The 17410-nt window shown below is 63.7% G+C and carries 17 protein-coding genes and 1 pseudogene; 8 read left to right on the forward strand and 10 right to left on the reverse strand.

Going from position 1 to position 17410, the window contains the following annotated elements:
- Positions 1 to 197 precede the first annotated feature (197 nt).
- The 4 genes from D1832_RS01640 (at position 198) to D1832_RS01650 (ending at position 4083) form a co-directional block, all read left to right on the forward strand.
- Positions 198 to 476 carry a hypothetical protein gene (locus D1832_RS01640; protein ID WP_118912342.1) on the forward strand — a complete coding sequence of 93 codons (279 nt, stop codon included), beginning with the start codon at positions 198 to 200 and terminating at the stop codon, positions 474 to 476.
- Between the two features lie 517 nt (positions 477 to 993).
- On the forward strand, positions 994 to 2157 hold the full coding sequence (locus D1832_RS15095; RefSeq protein ID WP_147362586.1) for a hypothetical protein: 1164 nt from the start codon (positions 994 to 996) through the stop codon (positions 2155 to 2157).
- 610 nt (positions 2158 to 2767) lie between these two features.
- Positions 2768 to 2989 carry a DUF2188 domain-containing protein gene (locus D1832_RS01645; protein ID WP_118912343.1) on the forward strand — a complete coding sequence of 74 codons (222 nt, stop codon included), beginning with the start codon at positions 2768 to 2770 and terminating at the stop codon, positions 2987 to 2989.
- Positions 2990 to 3246: 257 nt separating this feature from the next.
- Complete coding sequence (locus D1832_RS01650) at positions 3247 to 4083, forward strand: GNAT family N-acetyltransferase (protein ID WP_118912344.1); 837 nt, start codon at positions 3247 to 3249, stop codon at positions 4081 to 4083.
- A gap of 341 nt (positions 4084 to 4424) precedes the next feature.
- Here the strand turns inward: D1832_RS01650 and D1832_RS01655 are convergent.
- Positions 4425 to 5669: pseudogene (locus D1832_RS01655) on the reverse strand (IS256 family transposase).
- A 796-nt stretch (positions 5670 to 6465) separates the two neighbouring features.
- Positions 6466 to 6825, reverse strand: coding sequence for a hypothetical protein (locus tag D1832_RS15230; RefSeq protein ID WP_182434614.1), 360 nt, complete (start codon positions 6823 to 6825; stop codon positions 6466 to 6468).
- A 273-nt stretch (positions 6826 to 7098) separates the two neighbouring features.
- On the opposite strand from D1832_RS15230, the gene D1832_RS01670 reads away from it, so the two are divergent.
- Positions 7099 to 8402, forward strand: a protein-coding gene (locus D1832_RS01670; RefSeq protein WP_415557091.1) for an IS3 family transposase whose coding sequence is annotated in 2 segments (ribosomal slippage) — positions 7099 to 7447 and positions 7447 to 8402 — 1305 coding nt in all. Because the reading frame shifts where the segments join, the coding sequence is not laid out codon by codon here.
- On the opposite strand, the gene D1832_RS15100 is transcribed toward D1832_RS01670, so the two are convergent.
- From D1832_RS15100 to D1832_RS01695, 6 genes are all read right to left on the reverse strand, one after another.
- Positions 8350 to 8919 carry a TniB family NTP-binding protein gene (locus D1832_RS15100; RefSeq protein ID WP_147362588.1) on the reverse strand — a complete coding sequence of 190 codons (570 nt, stop codon included), beginning with the start codon at positions 8917 to 8919 and terminating at the stop codon, positions 8350 to 8352. The genes D1832_RS01670 and D1832_RS15100 overlap by 53 nt on opposite strands.
- Before the next feature lie 9 nt (positions 8920 to 8928).
- On the reverse strand, positions 8929 to 10959 hold the full coding sequence (locus D1832_RS01675) for a Mu transposase C-terminal domain-containing protein (RefSeq protein WP_182434615.1): 2031 nt from the start codon (positions 10957 to 10959) through the stop codon (positions 8929 to 8931).
- Positions 10960 to 10970: 11 nt separating this feature from the next.
- A complete protein-coding gene (locus D1832_RS01680) occupies positions 10971 to 11723 on the reverse strand; it encodes a TnsA-like heteromeric transposase endonuclease subunit (RefSeq protein ID WP_182434616.1) in 753 nt (250 codons plus the stop codon).
- A 235-nt stretch (positions 11724 to 11958) separates the two neighbouring features.
- Positions 11959 to 12417 carry a hypothetical protein gene (locus D1832_RS01685; RefSeq protein WP_118912349.1) on the reverse strand — a complete coding sequence of 153 codons (459 nt, stop codon included), beginning with the start codon at positions 12415 to 12417 and terminating at the stop codon, positions 11959 to 11961.
- A 76-nt stretch (positions 12418 to 12493) separates the two neighbouring features.
- The gene (locus D1832_RS01690; protein WP_147362589.1) at positions 12494 to 13198 is read right to left on the reverse strand and encodes a Pr6Pr family membrane protein; all 705 of its coding nucleotides are present in this window, start codon (positions 13196 to 13198) and stop codon (positions 12494 to 12496) included.
- A 151-nt stretch (positions 13199 to 13349) separates the two neighbouring features.
- Positions 13350 to 13778, reverse strand: coding sequence for a PH domain-containing protein (locus tag D1832_RS01695; protein WP_118912351.1), 429 nt, complete (start codon positions 13776 to 13778; stop codon positions 13350 to 13352).
- A 349-nt stretch (positions 13779 to 14127) separates the two neighbouring features.
- On the opposite strand from D1832_RS01695, the gene D1832_RS01700 reads away from it, so the two are divergent.
- Positions 14128 to 14535, forward strand: coding sequence for a RidA family protein (locus D1832_RS01700; protein WP_118912550.1), 408 nt, complete (start codon positions 14128 to 14130; stop codon positions 14533 to 14535).
- Here D1832_RS01700 and D1832_RS01705 read toward each other — a convergent pair.
- Entirely contained in the window at positions 14516 to 15460 is a 945-nt protein-coding gene (locus D1832_RS01705) for an aminoglycoside phosphotransferase family protein (protein WP_118912352.1), read from the reverse strand. The two genes, D1832_RS01700 and D1832_RS01705, sit on opposite strands and share 20 nt — an antisense overlap.
- 16 nt (positions 15461 to 15476) lie before the next feature.
- The gene (locus D1832_RS01710) at positions 15477 to 15914 is read right to left on the reverse strand and encodes a PH domain-containing protein (protein ID WP_241510807.1); all 438 of its coding nucleotides are present in this window, start codon (positions 15912 to 15914) and stop codon (positions 15477 to 15479) included.
- 59 nt (positions 15915 to 15973) lie between these two features.
- On the opposite strand from D1832_RS01710, the gene D1832_RS01715 reads away from it, so the two are divergent.
- Positions 15974 to 16435 (forward strand): SRPBCC family protein, encoded by a 462-nt coding sequence (locus D1832_RS01715; RefSeq protein WP_118912354.1) that lies wholly within the window; start codon positions 15974 to 15976, stop codon positions 16433 to 16435.
- Between the two features lie 10 nt (positions 16436 to 16445).
- Entirely contained in the window at positions 16446 to 17405 is a 960-nt protein-coding gene (locus D1832_RS01720) for a pseudouridine synthase (RefSeq protein ID WP_118912355.1), read from the forward strand.
- Positions 17406 to 17410 lie beyond the last annotated feature (5 nt).

Consider the following 17410-nt stretch of genomic DNA (forward strand, 5'->3'; position numbering starts at 1 on the left):
GATGGCTGCGTGTAGGAACCTCCATCTTCGGAAGACCTCGACACCTACCTCCGGACCGACGCGCCAGCGCCCACTACACCCTCATCTGTGAAGAGCCGCAAATCCACGGCCATCGGGATGCCCTGGCTTACGCGATGACGCGAGCCGGTAAGCGTACAACGAGATCCAAGCGTCGCGCGGATGGTGCGCCCCCGCGGATGGATGAACTGCACTTTCCCCTCGGCGGAGCCAGATTCCGGCCAGCCCTGGAGGACGTGTTGCAGATGCTGGTCGAGGAGTTCGGCGTCGATGCCGTTGATGGTTGGCGCAAACATCTCGCACAGGGGCGCGAACGCTGGCGGCGCATTCAGACGCGGGCTGTTGTTCGTGATGCGCCGGACGAGGCTGTCGCTACGCTGCGAGCTCTCGGGTATCTCGTGACTGAGCCCGAGGGTGAGGTTCTCGACGCCAACATCAAGCGACTCCAGTCAATCTGAAGCTACGGCGGACAACGGAGGCCCGAGGCCATCCTTCTGAGGGCGGTCCTTCGTGTGTCCCGCCACCTTGATTGACCTTCGCCGGGACCAGCGGAGCTGTCCCGGATCGGTGAGGGATCGGCGATGAGGTGCATGAATGCCGCGCGCCGAGTGACACGCAGCGGTGAGCATGTGCCGCGCCAGAACCACCACCACCTGATCGACGTCACCCCACTCTTCGCCGGCACACGAACGCGACGCCCCGTAGGCGTCCGTGGCCGCACCCGGCAGCCGCGCCCATGGCGCGTTCGCGGCCCCGCAGACGCGTGCCTGCAGCTGCATGTCGGCCTCGACGCGTGGAACCTCACGTCGGTACCCCTCGGGCGTATCGACCAATGGCTCGCCCGCCACGAGACCCCACTATCTACAACTGCCGAACACGCCGTGGTGGTATTCTTCCTTCATATATGCACCAGCCGCCCTGTGGGGGCTACGACCGCGCAACGAATGGGAAATCATGCAATCAACAGCGTCATTCTTGGCCGCAGCATTTCTAGCTGCGGGCGCTGGAGTTGGCAGCGCTCCAACAACGCAAAACAAACCGGCTCCGCATGGCGACAGCCTCGCGCAGCTGTCGCTGGCGGCCACGAATAAAGTAACGAAAGATTCGATCTATTATGCTGGCACCAATAGGGCGTTGAAAGATGATCCTCGCGACCCCGATCTATCTAGGGCCCAGGATGATAGTTTTATCACACCGAAGGGTGCCAGATCAAACCCAAACAAAGAAGGGCGCGTCACTTGGGCTAAGGGCCAGCAGGGGACCCAACTTATTTGGGGCGATCAGGGCCGAAAGGCAAAATATTCGATTCAAAGGGATGGGAAGCTTATAGCCCACGTCACCGGCGGCAGTTTCATCGAAAAGCCGTCACCGAAAGACGCCAAACCATCATTGTACACGGTTACGTCCGAGGACGGTGACGATATTTGGGCGGTAGCCGTGCCGGGAACTCAAAAAGTAGGATCAAAAACGTACGCTGTGGGACCACCCGTTGGCGGCCAGAAGAAATATATGAAAATCTGGTACCGAACGTTTATACCTCAAAGATTCATAGATGCTCCGTCGACAGTACTGGGTGGTTTTGTCTGCAAGTACAAGTCCCCGAACAAATATGGCGGCGATAACCGAGGGTACAGCACAAACCCTTACGCCAGCTTCCGCACGCAACAAGCAATCGCTGTTGACTGGAACTGGGGCTCGACAGCGCCTGGCGGCATCGTGACATCGAATCAGGTGGGCAAGAGTCACGCTTATACCCCCGTCGGTACACTCATCGAAGAACAGACCGCATCCACGTCCGGGATGCGAATCAAGCAGCTCAGTGCATGGAACGGCGAGTACGTCGATTTTGATGCCTCCGTAGACTCTGCCAATCCTTTCTGCGGCCCCTCCCGCCCACTGGGTGTGACAGTGAACACAAACTCGATCGGAATTTCTTACCGGTTGAGCATGTACAGTTACGGGGGGGTTTGGATCAGCGGAAAACACCGACTTATGCCTAATCACGAGATAGTGGCGACTGTTGATATGCCAAACAAGGCAGTGGCCCCCACACATATCTATAAGCGGGACTATGCAAACCCTGCCTGTCTCACGGGATTTCTGTGTGAGGTCGCCACGTTCGACGCAGGGGCCGAGTGACTCGCTCACACAGGCCACGCACGGTGGGTGCGAGAGCAGCATGCGTTGCTCTCGCACCCACCTTAGTATGGTGTGCGTACTGCCTGCCCTTCTATATAGGTCTTAGCGATGCTCCTGATATTTCGGACGTTCTGAAACGTTTCACATTCACTGGATTAACTATTTTCATAACAAACTTCTTTATTAGCAGAAATCAACGTGACTGGCGAGGCCTGCCACTCCCGATATCGCTAATCCTTTTCTTGGCGCCTTTTATTTGCGGCGTCCTAGGCGGCTTTATGGTGCTGTTAGGCTATCCTATTTTGGGTGCTGCTTCAGCAGTTTGCACGGCCCGGTTTCTAGACGGTCCGTTGAAACCGAACCAAGGCCCCTTGGACAACTCCACTTGAGCGCCGATCCTTGCGCCTCGCGGGCAAGAGACTCACGGGCTGGGGCGACCAAGGTATCGAGAGCAGGCATACCCGCCGAAGATCGTTTCCTCCAGCCGCAGGTGTAGCCAAAACGGTCGTTTGAGCCACAGTGCATAACTCCGTAAGGCCGCACCCACCCTAAGGTGCCTCAACTCCTTCATGCTGATTGCAGGACGAGGGTGGAGAGGGGGTGAAACGACATGGCGAACAGCATCGAGACCTACTACGAAGGCGGCCAGTGGAAGAACCGGCCCCAGGGGAACAGCCGCGCCAGCAACACGCACGAGACCAAGGCGGCCGCTCAGAGCGTGGGGCGCGAGATGGCCAAGGACCGAGGAGCTGAACACATCATCAAGAAGATGGACGGCACCATCGGAGAGCGCAACTCCTATGGGAACGATCCGCACCCGCCAAAGGGCTGACCCTGGCCCGCGGTGCATAAACGATCATTAAGGTGACCGTTTTGCTACATCTAGTTTTGCACGTAGTTGTGCTACACGATTCGGTAGCTCAACTACGTGCAAAACCGCCTCGAGCTGCGATGTAGCAGAAACGACCGTTTTGGCTACACGCCGCACGTAAATGGTTTGCGGTCATATCGCTTCCGCGTCATAGTGAGCCGGTGTCAGTCGAACTAACGACTCCCCTGGTCGGGGATCTTCCGAGAGTCATCGCAGCTATGGAAACCTTCCAGGGCGATGACGCCGGACCCGCACAGCTGCATCCAGGCGACCTGGGGTGGAACATGAGGGACGGCGCAGCCTCCGCTGCGAAAGTGCTGCGCCTCTGGAGTCACAACGGCGATCCCATCGCGATCGGCATGCTCGACACCGACACCGACGCCTCAGTCATCCGGTTGGCGGTCTCGCCGACGGTGGGCGACGATGAGACGATTGCTACACGCATCGCTGACGATCTCGATGGGCGCGATCTCCTCCCCCAAGAACCGGCAAGCGCTGAAGTGCGTTTTGGCTCCGCGTTGCAGCAGGTCCTGCGAGATCGAGGGTGGACCGACGGGGATGGTTGGGCCTGCTTCACATCAGATCTCTCGCACCCCACTCCCAGCCATCCAGTGCGGAAAGCCGTGGTTGACGGATCCGCTGCCGAAGGGGTGCCGGACGCCGTGGTCCATGACATCGTGAGGGCTCATCTTGCAGCATGGGAGCGTTCGACTCTCACTGTGAAGAAGTGGCACGAAATGGCGGTAGGACCAGCGTTCCGTCACGGCAGATTCATCGTTTTGTATGCCGACGATGTTCCGGTGGCTACCGCCGCAGTCTGGTCTGCTGGTCCCGGACGCCCAGGGCTGATCGAACCCCTCGGAGTCGACCGCGACCAGCGCGGTCGAGGGTACGGACGCGAGATCGTGAATGCCTGCGCTGCGGAGCTCCGAGACATGGATGCCAGTTCGATGAAGGTCGCTACACCGGTGACACAGTGGCCCGCAGTTCCCTTGTACGAAGCAACCATGCGCCGACTTCCTGATGTCCCCGACCTTGTCCGGCCGACCCATTGAATTTCCTTGACGCGCGTGGAGGGCGCTCTGGCAAGACCACGCGGCAGGCGGGGGGAGGGAACGCGTTGCCCCCCGTAGCTCAAAGGAAGGTTTGTGCACCGTCCACACCGTGCTGCAGCCTGCATTTGGGGTGGGCGTTGTGCATGCACACTTGCCGAGGGCGGGGTGTACCCCATCCCGTACTAATGCAATGAAGGGGACCAGACGCCTACCGGAGGCGGCCTGTCGCCCCACGGCCCTCGAGGCCATCCCTCGGGTGACCCGGCAGGCTTAGATGTACTGACCGGAGACGTTGGGTCAAGTCCCCGGGAGTGGTGTAGCGCTGCGTGATCTTTCGTGGGTCAGGCGGTGAGTGCGGGCAGTTCCTCCTTCTCGAGGGTGTCGTCGTTGGTGACGATGGTGAGGCGGGACTTGGCGAGGATGTCCAAGCCGAGGTAGCGGCGGCCTTCGGCCCATTCGTCGGTCTGCTCGGCGAGCACGGCTCCGACGAGGCGCGTGATCGCGTCGCGGGTGGGGAAGATGCCGACGCTGTCGGTGCGGCGGCGGATCTCGCGGTTCAACCGCTCGTTCGGGTTGTTGGACCAGATCTGCTGCCAGAGCCCTTCGGGGAAGCCGGTGAAGGCAAGGATGTCTTCACGAGCTGCTCCGAGGTGTTCGGCGACGTCGGGCAGGCGGTCGTCGACGTAGTCGATGAGCCGGTCGAACTGGGCAGCCACTGCTGGGGCGTCTGGCTGGTCATAGACGCTGTGGAGCATTGCTTTGACCGCGGGCCACATGTTCTTGGGTGTCACGGACATCAGGTTCGCGGCGTAGTGGGTGCGGCAACGCTGCCAAGCCGCTCCGGGCAGGTTCGCGGCGATCGCGTCCTTCAACCCGGGGTGGGCGTCGCTGGTGACGAGTCGGACTCCGGTCAGCCCGCGGGCGACGAGGTCGGCCAGGAACGTGTTCCAGGCCGGTCCGGTCTCACTCGTGGCGACTTGGAGTCCGAGGACCTCACGCCTGCCGTCAGCGTTCACGCCGGTCGCGACCAACACGACGGCCGAGACGACTCGGCCGCCTTCGCGGACCTTCATCGTGAGCGCGTCAGCGGCGACGAACGTGAACGGCCCCGCCTCACCCAATGGACGGTGGCGGAACTCAGCAACGATCTGGTCCAGATCGGCAGCCATCCGGCTCACCTGGGACTTCGACAGCGAGTCGATGCCGAGCGTCTTGACCAGCTTGTCCATCCGCCGGGTCGAGACGCCGGCGAGGTAGCAGTCCGCGACCACGGTGATCAGTGCGGACTCGGCTCGCTTCCTGCGCTCCAGGAGCCAGTCGGGGAAGTAGGTTCCCGAACGCAGTTACGGGATCGCAACATCGATCGTGCCGACCCTGGTGTCCAGATCGCGGTGCCGGTAGCCGTTGCGCTGGGCCGTCCGGTCCGGCGAGGGACGACCCCACTCGGCACCAACCACAGCGTCAGCGTCGGCCGAGAGCAACGCGTTGATGAGCGACTGCAGCAACGACCGCATCAGGTCCGGACTGGCATCGGTAAGGGCTTCGCTGAGCAGGCCAGCAGGGTCGACAATATGTGGAGCGGTCATCGTGTGGTTCCGTTCGAGAGATCTGTGGAAGGTGAACTCGAAGGATCACGCGGTGGCCGCGTCGATGTCCATCACGACGACGAACCCGGCGACCGCGCTACACCACTATCAGGGACTCAACTCGACGCGCGGTGGATCTGTCGAGCGATCGGCACTTGGAGGGGGTATAGGCGGATCGCCGGATGCGACAATCCCGCGTACAAGTAGGGGTGTGTCGTCAAGGCGGGTTCTTCGAGGCTCGCAGGGGAGACAGCGATGGCGGCGACCTCGAGGGCTAGCACCATCAGCGGCGCATCGAAGGTCGTCCCTGTGGGGACGAGGTGCCGCCGGAATTGCCGCTCTGCGGCTAGGGCGAGGTTGGTGCATCTGGGCATCACATCCTCGTCCCAGGAGATCCATCGTTGATGGCGTAGACACACTAAGCCGGCCTTCGGCAAGGCCCCGGTGGCCGACTCTCCGTTGCAACATGCGAGGCACAATCGACGATCGCGTACCCAGTTGCCGTTTACGAGTCGTGGTGTGGTGAAGCAGCGGCGGTCGAGCGAGCCGAGTGCACGCCAGGTCGGAACGGCGGCAGGGGAGTAGGGGGAGGATTTTGAGAGGATGCCACGGGATTGAAGCGTGTAGAGGAGGCGACCGGCAGCGTATCCGTTTGCGGCCTCGAGTCGGCGAACGTATGAACGGATACTTTCGCCGTGGAAGCAGCGGACCGGTACTGGTAGTGGCTTCGTGGCGGGTGGCGGAAGCACGTTTGGCGCGGCATCGGCGCTCTCTGAGCTGGTCACTTGAGTGGGTATCACGCGCTCGATCGGGCGTCGGGTCGACCTGGGCTGTGTTGGCGGGTCTGTGTGAGGTGTTCCTCCTTGGCGGCCAGTTCCGCGCGGTAGTCGCGGTGAGCTGTCTTGACCTCGCGTAAGCCGATGGTTTCTTTGCCGTCGATGAGGGCGCCGAGCGCTGCCATGCGCACGAGGGTGCGCAGGGAGCCGATGCTGCCGCCTGTTGCGGCGTGCAGGAACTCGCTCGCTTGACTCGACAGGTGGCCGGCGGGCTGGCTCATCAAAGGCAATGACTCCTCAAGGAGGTCGATGAGCGAATCCCACTCGTCACGGTCCTCTTGGGTGCCTCTGCTCATGGGCTTGAGGTAGTGCATGGTCACGCGCCCTTGCATTTGGGCGCTCATAGGGCCCGCGAACAGGTCAGAGTCCGGAAGGTCGACTCCGACAAATAGGAATAGCGCTGGCACGCGGTCCATGAAGGCCTTGAGTGCTGACGCTGCGTCCAGGCCGGATTGGGCTCGTGTGCGGAGGTTTTGCACCTCGTCAACGATGATGAGACTGGTGCTGAGGCTGGCAAGACGGGGCCTGACCCCGGTTCTTGGACACGCTGAATCCAGCACCTGGTGCTGGGGAAGCGAGATGATCGAAGAACCATGGCCAGGAAGAACTACTCCGAAGAGTTCCGTCGTCAGGCCGTCGACTTGTACGAGTCCACCCCGGGCGCCACGGTCCGCGGCATCGCCGAGGACCTCGGCATCGTCCGCGGCACCCTGCGGCACTGGCTCGAGGCCTACGGGACCGGCAAGAAGACCGCCGCTGACGGGACGTTGACCTCCAGCCCGCTGCAAGCCAAGACGTCCGCCGCGAGCTCGTCGGCACCGACGGACGAGACGCCGGAGCAGAGGATCGCCCGGCTCGAGGCCGAGAACGCGGCGTTGCGAGCGGAGACCACCAAGCTCACGACCGAGCGGGAGATCCTGCAGCGGGCGGCCAAGTATTTCGCCGGGGAGACGCGCTGGTGAGTCGCTTCCAGTTCGTCGCCGACAACTCCGCCACCTTCGAGGTGAAGCGACTGTGCGAGCTCGTCGAGATCGAGCGCTCGTCCTACTACGCCTGGCTCAAGGCCGCGCCGGCCCGCGAAGCCAGAGCAGCTGACGACGCAGCGCTGGCTGAGCGGATCAGAGCGGTCCATGCCGAGGACAACACTCAGGGCGCGCCGCGGATCACCGCCGAGCTCAACGCTCAACTCGGCGACAGCGCGGCTGCCGGTGAGCGGGTCAACCACAAGCGTGTCGCGAGGGTGATGCGCTTTGAGGGCATCCGCGGCTACATGAAGAAGCGCCGGGTCCGCACCACGATCCCCGAGCCGTCGGGGCAGAAGTACCCCGACCTGCTCAAGCGTGACTTCACCGCCGAGCGCCCCAACGAGCGCTATGTCGGCGACATCACCTACCTGCCGCTGGCCGACGGGACGAACCTGTACTTGGCGACCGTGATCGACTGCTACTCCCGTCGGCTGGCCGGGTGGGCCATCGCCGACCACATGCGCACCGAACTCGTCGAGGACGCCCTCAAGGCCGCCGCCGCGACCCGGGGCAGCCTCAAGGGCGCTGTGTTCCACAGCGACCACGGGTCGGTCTACTGCTCGAAGGCCTACGCCACGCTCTGCCGCAAGCTCGGCGTGACCCAGTCCATGGGCGCCGTCGGATCCAGCGCGGACAACGCCCTCGCAGAGTCGTTCAACGCCACGAGTAAGCGTGAGGTCCTCCAAGACGCCGCCTGCTGGAGTGACGAGCTGACCTGCCGTCGGCAGGTCTTCAGATGGCTCGTCCGCTACAACACCAAGCGACGCCACTCGTGGTGTCGCTACACCTCGCCGGTCGCCTTCGAGACCGGCTACACCGCTACGCTGCGACCTGCTGCGTCATCACACCCCGTGTCCAAGATCCGGGGGTAGGGCCCGACGTCAACGACCTGAGCGGTGATGTCTCGGTGGTGTCACGTACGTGCACCGGGAGGTTCAGTGCGGCGGCGAATGCACTCATGAGGGTCTTGGGCGTAGCCCCGGGGGGTGTCGACAGGTAGAGGGTCGGTGCGAAGTCCGTGCCGGCACGGCCCGTCTTCTTTCGCTCGGTGATTTCGTGGAGCTTGCCGAGATGGAGGGCTGCGGTGCTCTTGCCCAGGCGCTGGGCTCCCGAGACCGCCATGCTCTGGCGGGGCCCGAACTGGGGGCCGTGCGCGCCGAGCCGATGAACCCTGAATTGACGTTCAAGGCGATCCAAGTCGGGCGTGAGGAGCACGTCGTGGCTGTTGATAGCGGCGGCGCGACGCTCAAGGTAACGCTCAGCTTCTTCGTGTGTAAGCCGTTCAACTTGCTCTGGACTAAGGGCGTCGACGATCACCGGCTCATATGCCATGAAGCGTCGCCATTGGTCGAGTGTGATTGGTGCGCTAGTCAGTTGGATGTCGCTCATGGTGGCTCCTCAGTACTCGGCGCGGCGCACTCGTTCGCGTTGCTTCGTCTGGTCCTCGGCGTCAGGCTCTTCTTCCGGTGTGGGGGCGCTAGCGTCGCCATTCCGGGGGACAGGTGTCCGCGCCTCAGGTGCGAGGGCTACCTCCGGAACGTTCGGCTGGCTGTTCCGTCGCCTGGCCTTACGTTCCGTCGCTGTCGATAGGTTCAGTCCGGACTGAATGCGCATGATGTGGTCGAGTACAAGGTTTGACGGTGCTTCTTGGCCCCGGGATGCTTCCTTCGCGAGTCTGACAGCCACCTTGGCCACGCTCTCCGAGAACGCTGGGACGGCGTCGGTGTGCAAGATCCACGGCACCTCAATCCACTGCTCGCCAGACGGCTTGCGGTGGTCACGCAAGAAGATGACGTTCATGCGAGAAGGGTCGTAGCGCACCTCCCACTTGTCGGTGTTCGACAATCCGGATGGTTGTTTGCGGTAGGGGTTGAGGGCAGGGGAGTTGTACGACATCGCGTCCAGATTAATTCCGGAGTGCTGGACGGTTCGCATTTTCATCGGGAGCATACTGATGTAGTCGTCGCGGGTGAGAGCCCTCGTGGCTGTCGGCGCGACCCCCGACAGTGCCGTGTACATCTGATTGGGTGTCAGCGCCCGCTTGGGAACGGCGGGGTGTCGCAGGCGGTCCTTCGGTTGGTTCTGCCAGACGGTGACGAGCCACTGGTCGAGAAGTGATTGAACCTCGTGGAGAGCCCATCGGGCCCTTCGTTCGACGTCGCGGCCACGGTTGGCGACATCTCGACCGGTGTATCCGTTGAGGTACTGCGTGAACTGCTCCTCGACTGCTCGCATGAACCGTTCGATGTGTGGCTTATCTGTGGGCGTGCCCGGAGAGGCTAGCGTTAGACCGATTTCGAGGCGTTCGCATGCGTTCCTGAAAACCTCACTCATGTAGTTCTTTCCCCGGTCGATCGTGATCGTTTCGGGGTAGATGAGGGGGCGGGCGGCGATCCCCGCTCTCAGTTCGGGGTCGGGAACCATCATTTCGACGGGCAGGGTGGATCGCGCGAGAGAGAGGGCGTCGTCCCATCCGGGCTGCATGGGAAGTGGGGTCAGAGAGCGCGCCAACAATTGAGTACCGAGTTCCACTCCCTTCGTTCCCTCGGGCACGAGGATGGCGCCGCAAATGGTCCCGGTGGCTACGTCGATCATTGCGGACAGCTCTGGGCGCCCGGTGCTTCCGTCTGGGTACACGATGGCGAGGTCGAGTGGGGTCGAGTCGATTTCAACGAGTTGGCCTGGGAGCGTGGCCCGGCGCCTGCTGAAGGGCTGGTTCGGCCGGTTGGCGCGGGTTCGTCTGGTCGTGGCGTTGCCAAATGGGTGCAGGTCACCTTCCACTTGGGACAGGAGGCGGTAGAGGGTCGCGTCGGAAGGAACCGTGATGCCCTCAAGCCGGGCCTGGTACTTCAGATGATCCAATGCGCGTTTACGGGTTCCGGTAGACGTCTCCGTTTGGTCGGCGACGTACGCGTGTAGCAGCGTCATGATGCGCGGATCTTGTCGGAGACCGGGCCGCTTGTCGCGCAACTTGCGCTTGTCGACGAGGGCGGCCACGCCATCGCGTTCATATGCCTTCACGTATTGCCGAAGTTGCCGCTCCTTTAGGGGTCGTGCCGTTGAGGCGAGCTCGGCTACTTTGGCTTCAATGCGGCGGTGGCGGGGGACGTCGTCGGCGTAGGCCGGATTCGGGATAGTCTCCTGGGGGGTGTCGTCGATGGGTGGCACACCGCGGATGATTTCCACGATGTGCCTCTGGAGCCAGCGGGCATCCTCTGCGACCTGCTGGGGGACGTTCTCCAAAAAGCGCACATCGTCGAGGGTTGGCAAGCGGTCCGGGGTCTCTGGCTGGAAGGAGTCATCGGCGAGTAGCTCGGTGAGCGCGACGTGGCGGATGCGCCCACTCGCTTGGCTTTTCAACGCGGCTCTCGGGCCATCCACGCCGACGACCTGCCAGGCCTGGGCGTCGAAGAGAATGAAGTCGTACAACCTGACAGATTTCATGGGTTCTGCGCCGTGACTATGGTGCTGCTGCGTAGCGGCTGCTCGAGGTCAAACGTAAGCTGCTGGTGCCACATCATGTTGTAGAGGTGCATGCGCGCTTCGTGTTCGGGTAGCGCGGCCTCCCGCATCAGACGCCTCATCCCGAGGTTGAATGACGCGCCACCGTCGAACGCCGTTAGCGCTGCGTCACGCACTGGGGGAGTGGGAATGAAGCGCGTGCGCCGGTAGGTGCACAGGTGTTCCATGTTGAATGCCCGCTGGGGTTCCCAACCTGAGAACACCTCGTACTGCCATCCAACGGTTTCGCAGGCTGTGCGGGTGAGGGCGAACTGATCTGCGGCAGCTTCAGTGTGATCGGCGGACTTGACGTCAACGACGAGACCGTCACCGTTATCGAGTCGGCAGAAGAAGTCTGGGACGTGGTCACGTCGTCCGGGCGTTCCTCGCGGCCAGGAGAAGATGAGCGGCTGCCATGAGTACGCGACCACCTCCCGGCGGAAGTCAGCCTCGACCGCGAACCTCTTCTCGAGCCCTGATTCGTGGTGAACGAGGCACCCCAGCGTCGCGGACCAATAATCGCCCTCAAATGAGCGCTTCTGCTTGTACGAGATGACTTCCCGTATGGGACGAGCGTGCTCAACGGCCACCCTGGCTAAATCGGGCCCGAGGGGAGTTACGAGTCGCTCACCGTCCGCTGTGCGGATCATGCACATCGTCTCGTCACTGGCGGCTACGAAGGTCTTACCCATGGTCCCTCGATCTAGTGGCGATGAATCGTGAGAGTGAACCATCAAAAGGTAACAGGAGAAGTTGAGTGAGAAAATGGCAGTCTTTTATGAGCGACAACAACAGAGCCTCGGGTGGAAGAGGGCTTCCTCAACTCAACTTTACATAATGTATATTATCGGCAACTGACGGGAGCGTCGTAAGGGGCTGACGACGCGTGCTTGCGCACCTGCTTCGTCAGCCCCCTTCTGCGTGGCGTTACTGCACCGACGTGATCGACTGCGTCGTGCCGTTCAGATCGAACGTGTCGCCTGCGCGCTTGCCGCTGATGCCGTCGTAGATCGGTGCGTCCGTCGAGATGCCCGAGAAGCTACGGCCTTGTGATTCGAACTCGCTCACGGCGACGCCCACCAGGTAGACCTCGTCGCCGAAGCTCACCACGGCGCCTGGCTCGACAGTCTCCTTTGCGGACACGTCGAGGTTCTCGGCCGTCGTGATCAGCTCCTGCTGGCGGTCGTCGGTCTCCTGGTACATCGCGTGCAGGTCGCCGGCTTCGTCCTCGTGCGAGATATCGTCGACGTCGACCTCGTCGGTCTCCGTGGCCTGCGCCTCGTGGCTCTCCAACGCGACGGCTTCGCTGTTCGCTTCCGCCTGTTCCTTGAGGTGCTTGACGAGATCCGCCTTCAGCGTTTCCTTGTCGATGTCCTGAGTGCTCATGGAGCCAACCTACGCCCCAACCCGGGCGGCGTGACTCCCCTAAAATTGAATAGACGATCGAGATAGTTGCCGACGGTCAGCGCCGCCGGCTGAGCACCTTGTCCAGCCCGGTGTAGAGCGCTGCCAGAGCGAGGCCGAACGCCAGAATCGCGCACAACGCCACCGCCACCGAGGCGTATCCGTTCGTCGACACGTTGACGAAGGGATAGGGGTACGCCTCGATGAACGCGCCGCGAACGAGCATGTAGACCACCCACACGACCGGCACGACGAGGAACAGGCTGAACGTCCGGCGGTCGAAGGCACGCCGTGGCCCGACGACGAGCCACGCGAGCACCGACAGCACCGGAACCGCCTGATGCTCGAGGAAGTTCGTGACAACAGCGACGCCGGTCGGATTCGCGTCCGGCGCGAGAACGACCTGGTAGACGATCGCGGTCACGGTGATCATGACGAGCGCGTCGAGCAGGAGCACGCGAGCCAGGCGCGAGAAGCGGTCCCCGGTCGGTCTGTCCCCCGACGTCGCGGTGGCTCGCCCTACCTGCAACGCGAGCAGCGTGAACGCGAGGGCCACGACGACGTTCGACCACACCGTGAAGTAGCTCAGGGTGTCGACCACGCGCGGCAGAGCGCCGGCCGCACCTGTCGGGTTGTTCCCGTAGGCGTGTGCTGCGATTTCTGCGTGCGAGTAGTTGTCGGTTGCGGACAACGTCACGTCGAGTGCCACCCCGAACCAGGCCAGCGCAGCCACGAACCCCCACACGCGTCGAGCCGATCTCATGTGCTGCCACCTCTCCCCCGCCGGATCACGGGCGTGACGACAGGAACCCCGACACTAATCCTCGGTTGCCCGGCGCCGCAGTCACATCCGCACTCCTGTCCCGACCTGACGGTGAACCTTCTTCCCGCGACGACGTGCCGCGGAGGCCGACTCAGTCCTGATTGATGAAGCGGACGTTCTCCTGTGCCACTCCCATGAGGTAGCGGTACAGCCCGGGCAGGTCGAAGTTCTTGGGGAACTCGAACCGGTAGGAGTCGTAGGCAAGGTTGTGGGAACGAAGCCTCGGTGTCGTGACGAAGGTGATCGTGATCTCCGAGTCGTCCATCCCGCCGCCGGCGGTCTCGGCGGTCACGTCGACGATCGTGTTGAGGGCAATCGACTTCACTCGCGTCTTCTTGCCCGTCGCACCCTGGTGGTCGAGCGTGATGATGCGGAGATTCGTGATGCAGAAACCGTCACGCAGCATCCTGAACGCGTTGTGGATCTGCTCACCCGGCAACAGCCACGGCGCGTACTCCGCCTGTGCTTGCTGCGGGTCCATCTGCTGCATGTTGCCTGCGAGGCCTTGGAAGATTCCCATAGGCACGAAGGTAGAGAAGCGAGCCGGGTCGTGATGACAAAATCAGGAAAGTCCGGGCGGTGCCCTCGGTTACCGTCGAACCATGGGCCACCAAGCGACGCGTGAACCCTTCTCGGACGGCACCGGCTTTCGGATTCGGCCGCACGTGCCCAATGGCGTGGGTGTGCTCACGGTCGCCGGCTCGAGCGGCCGTCTCGATGACGCCCGTGCGCGCCTCTTCGCCGCGAAGGGATGCGTTGCGGAGACGATGACGTGGTTCGGCGGACCCGGTCAGAACGCAGGCCCCTACGACATCCCTCTTCGGTTCGGGTCACAAGTCCGCCGCCCGGATGGTGGAGGTGTTCGGCGGATGAGCGGCGTCGATCTGCCGACGCCGAAGGGGCACTACTCCCATGCCGCCCGCGTCGGCGACCTGCTCTTCCTGTCGGGTCAACTCCCCCTCGACGAGACAGGCACCCCGCGCACTGACCTGGACCTTGAGGGGCAAGCCGAACTTGTCTTCACCAACCTCGACCGGGTGCTCGCGGCGGCAGGTGCACCACGCGACGCCTTGGCGCAGGTGCGCGTCTACGTCACCGACGTCGAACTGTGGCCACGCGTTGACGCCATGTACCGCGCGTGGCTCGGCGACCATCGTCCGGCCCGGTGCGTCGTGCCCGTTCCCGCTCTGCACTGGCACAGCCTTCCCGAGACTGAAGCCGTGGCCCACGTACCGACCGCGGAGGTGGAGAACGCCGTCAGCCCTGCATCGCCTTGATGATCGACACGGCCTTCGTCAGGTCAGGAGCCGCAGCTCCGGGCCGGAGCGCTGCGTGGGCATCCCACCACGCGTTGTCGAGGAGCCGCAGGATGCTCCAGGCGCGCGCACGTTCGGGTGCGACGCCCATGGGGTCGCAGGCGTAGTCGACGCGAAAACGCAGGTGGTTGCGCAGGTTGTACGCTCCGGCAGCCTCGTCCCAGCGGTTCCACAGAAGCGGTGCGACGGCGAGCGCCGGCTCTCCCGCGAGGGGTTTGGGGTCGATGGCGACGAACCCGTCCACCGTGCCCGCCCGCCGGGTCTGCATGACGTTGTCGTCGTGGAGGTCGGAGTGCACGAGCGTGGCGTCGATTCGCTCGGACTGCGGCAGGTCGCGGGCCAGCGCGATGCCCTGCTGCACGAACCGACGCGGCATCGGCGGCGGTGACGACTCGAGGCGCTCCCGGATGCGGGCACACCACGCGCTCGCTGTGTCGAGTTGTGGCAACGCCGGGTGGGTGAGCCGGGCGTGGATGAGTCCGATCATCTCGCAGGCGTCGAGAGCCGACATCTCGTGAAGGCGCACGGCAGGCTCGCAGCGCTCGAGAAGCAAGGCCCACCGCGCGGGATCGGCCGCTCTCATCCGGACGGCGCCCGTGCCCCGCCACGCGCGCAGTGCGAGGTGCTCGTGACGAGCCTCCGCGTGGGGCCACGTCACCTTCAACGCCGCGCGCTCCTTGCCGACCCTGACCGGGACGACGAGCGCACACTCGCCGAAGGCGGCCGGGCCGTCGGGCTGTGCCTTCCACGTCGACAGGCACTCGTCGAGCAGACGCGGCAGTGACGCGAGCCACGCGTTGCCGTCGACTCCCCCCTCGGCGTCCGCCGGGCGTCCCGCGACACGAGCGCGGAAGGCGTCAGGAATGAGATCGGCTCGTGCGGGCATCGGTCCAGCGTAGGCGTCAGGCGTCGTTGAGCGACGCGTAGTTGCGCTGCGCGATCGTCATGAGGTGGCGGTACAGCCCCGCAATGTCGAAGCTCTTGTTGAAGGTGAAGGTCATGGTGCTGTACTCCACCGTGTGTGCTCGCAGCCGGGGCGACGTGATGTAGGTGATCGTGAGATCCGAGTCGTCGATGCCGATGCCTGCCGTCCGAGCAGTCACGTCGACGATCGACGCGAGCGGGATGGAACGCGCGTCGACCTTCGGGTTGACCGGCCCCTCCCGGTCGAGGGCGATGAGGCGCAGATTCGTCAGGCAGAACGAGTCGAGAACGAGTTCGAAAGCGCCCTCGAGGCGCTCGTTCTCGAGCAGCCACGGCCCGTACTGCTCGCGCGCCTTCTCCTCCTTCATGAGCGAGGCGTTGCCGGTGAGTGCGTTGATGAGAGCCGTGCTCGACACGGTAGTCCGGCGGACTGCGCCGTGGCGGGTTCTGCTCCGCATCCGCCTACCCTGTGCGCATGGGTGAATTCAAGGTGAGCCGCGCGCGTCACACGAGCGCCGCACCGTCGCAGATCCACGCTCTCATCGACGACTTCCGCAACTGGCCGCAGTGGTCGCCGTGGGAGGGACTCGACGACAACATGACCCGTACATACGAGGGCCCCGAGCAGGGGGTCGGCAGCCGCTACGCCTGGAAGGGCAACAAGAAGGCCGGCTCCGGGCACATGAAGATCACCGAGTCGACGCCGCAGCGCATCACCGTCGCGCTGACGTTCACCGAGCCGTTCTCGTCGGACAACACGACCGTCTTCGACCTTCGTCCGAGCGCCGACGGCGGCACGGACGTCAGCTGGACGATGACCGGTCCGCAGAGCGTCGCGCAGAAGATCTTCTTCACGGTGTTCCGCATGAACAAGAAGGTGGAGAAGGACTTCGACAAGGGCCTGGCCGCACTCGCCGCTGCCGCGGAGCGGAGCTGAGTCACCCACCATGCCAACGCACTCCCCGCTGCCCATGCGTCACGGGCTGCGCGCCGCGTGGGTGCGCACGCCGGATCGCGACCCCGCGAACCCGATGCCGTGGGCATCGATGCGTGACTTCCTGCGCCACAAGCTGCCCGCAGAGGTCGACGTCGACGCGATGCTCGCCGACGGGCGTTTCGTCGACGACGACGGACGCCCCTGGAACGGTGACGAGATCTACCGTCCCCACACGTTCGTGCACTTCCACCGTGACCTGCGGCCCGAGCCGGAGCTTCCGTTCGAGCTCGACGTCCTGCATGTCGACGAGCGGATCGTCGTCGTCGACAAGCCGCACTTCATGGCCTCGATCCCCCGTGGTCGCCACGTCACCCAGTCGGTCGTCGTCAAGGCGCGCGAGATGCTCGGCCTGCCCGAACTCGGGCCGGCCCACCGCCTCGACCGGCTGACGGCGGGCGTACTCGTCCTCACCACCGAACAGCGTTGGCGAGCTCCCTACCAGCGCATGTTCGAAGCCCGCGTCCCGGTGAAGACGTACGAGGCGCTCGCTCCCCTGCGTGACGACCTCGAGCTGCCGCGTCGCGTCGAATCACACATCCGCAAGGACCACGGCACCGCGCAGGCGTACGAGGTGGAGGGCGCAGCCATCAACGCCATCACCGACGTCCACCTCGAGGAGCGACGCGTTGTCACGGCGGACGGCGATGACGACGCTCGCGCCCGCCAGGTCGGCCTTTACCGGCTCGAGCCGAGCACCGGTCGCACCCACCAACTGCGCGTTCACATGAGCGGACTCGGCGTACCGATCTGCGGCGACCCGCTCTACCCCCGCGAGCTCGCCGTCGACATCGACGACTACTCCACTCCCCTGCAGCTGTTGGCGCGACGCCTCGAGTTCGTCGATCCCCTCGACGGTCGCACTCGCGTGTTCACCTCACGTCGAGAACTCACCCTTGAGGACGCGACCTGACGCGC

This window comes from Dermacoccus abyssi (assembly GCF_003515945.1).
Lineage (GTDB): Bacteria > Actinomycetota > Actinomycetes > Actinomycetales > Dermatophilaceae > Dermacoccus > Dermacoccus abyssi.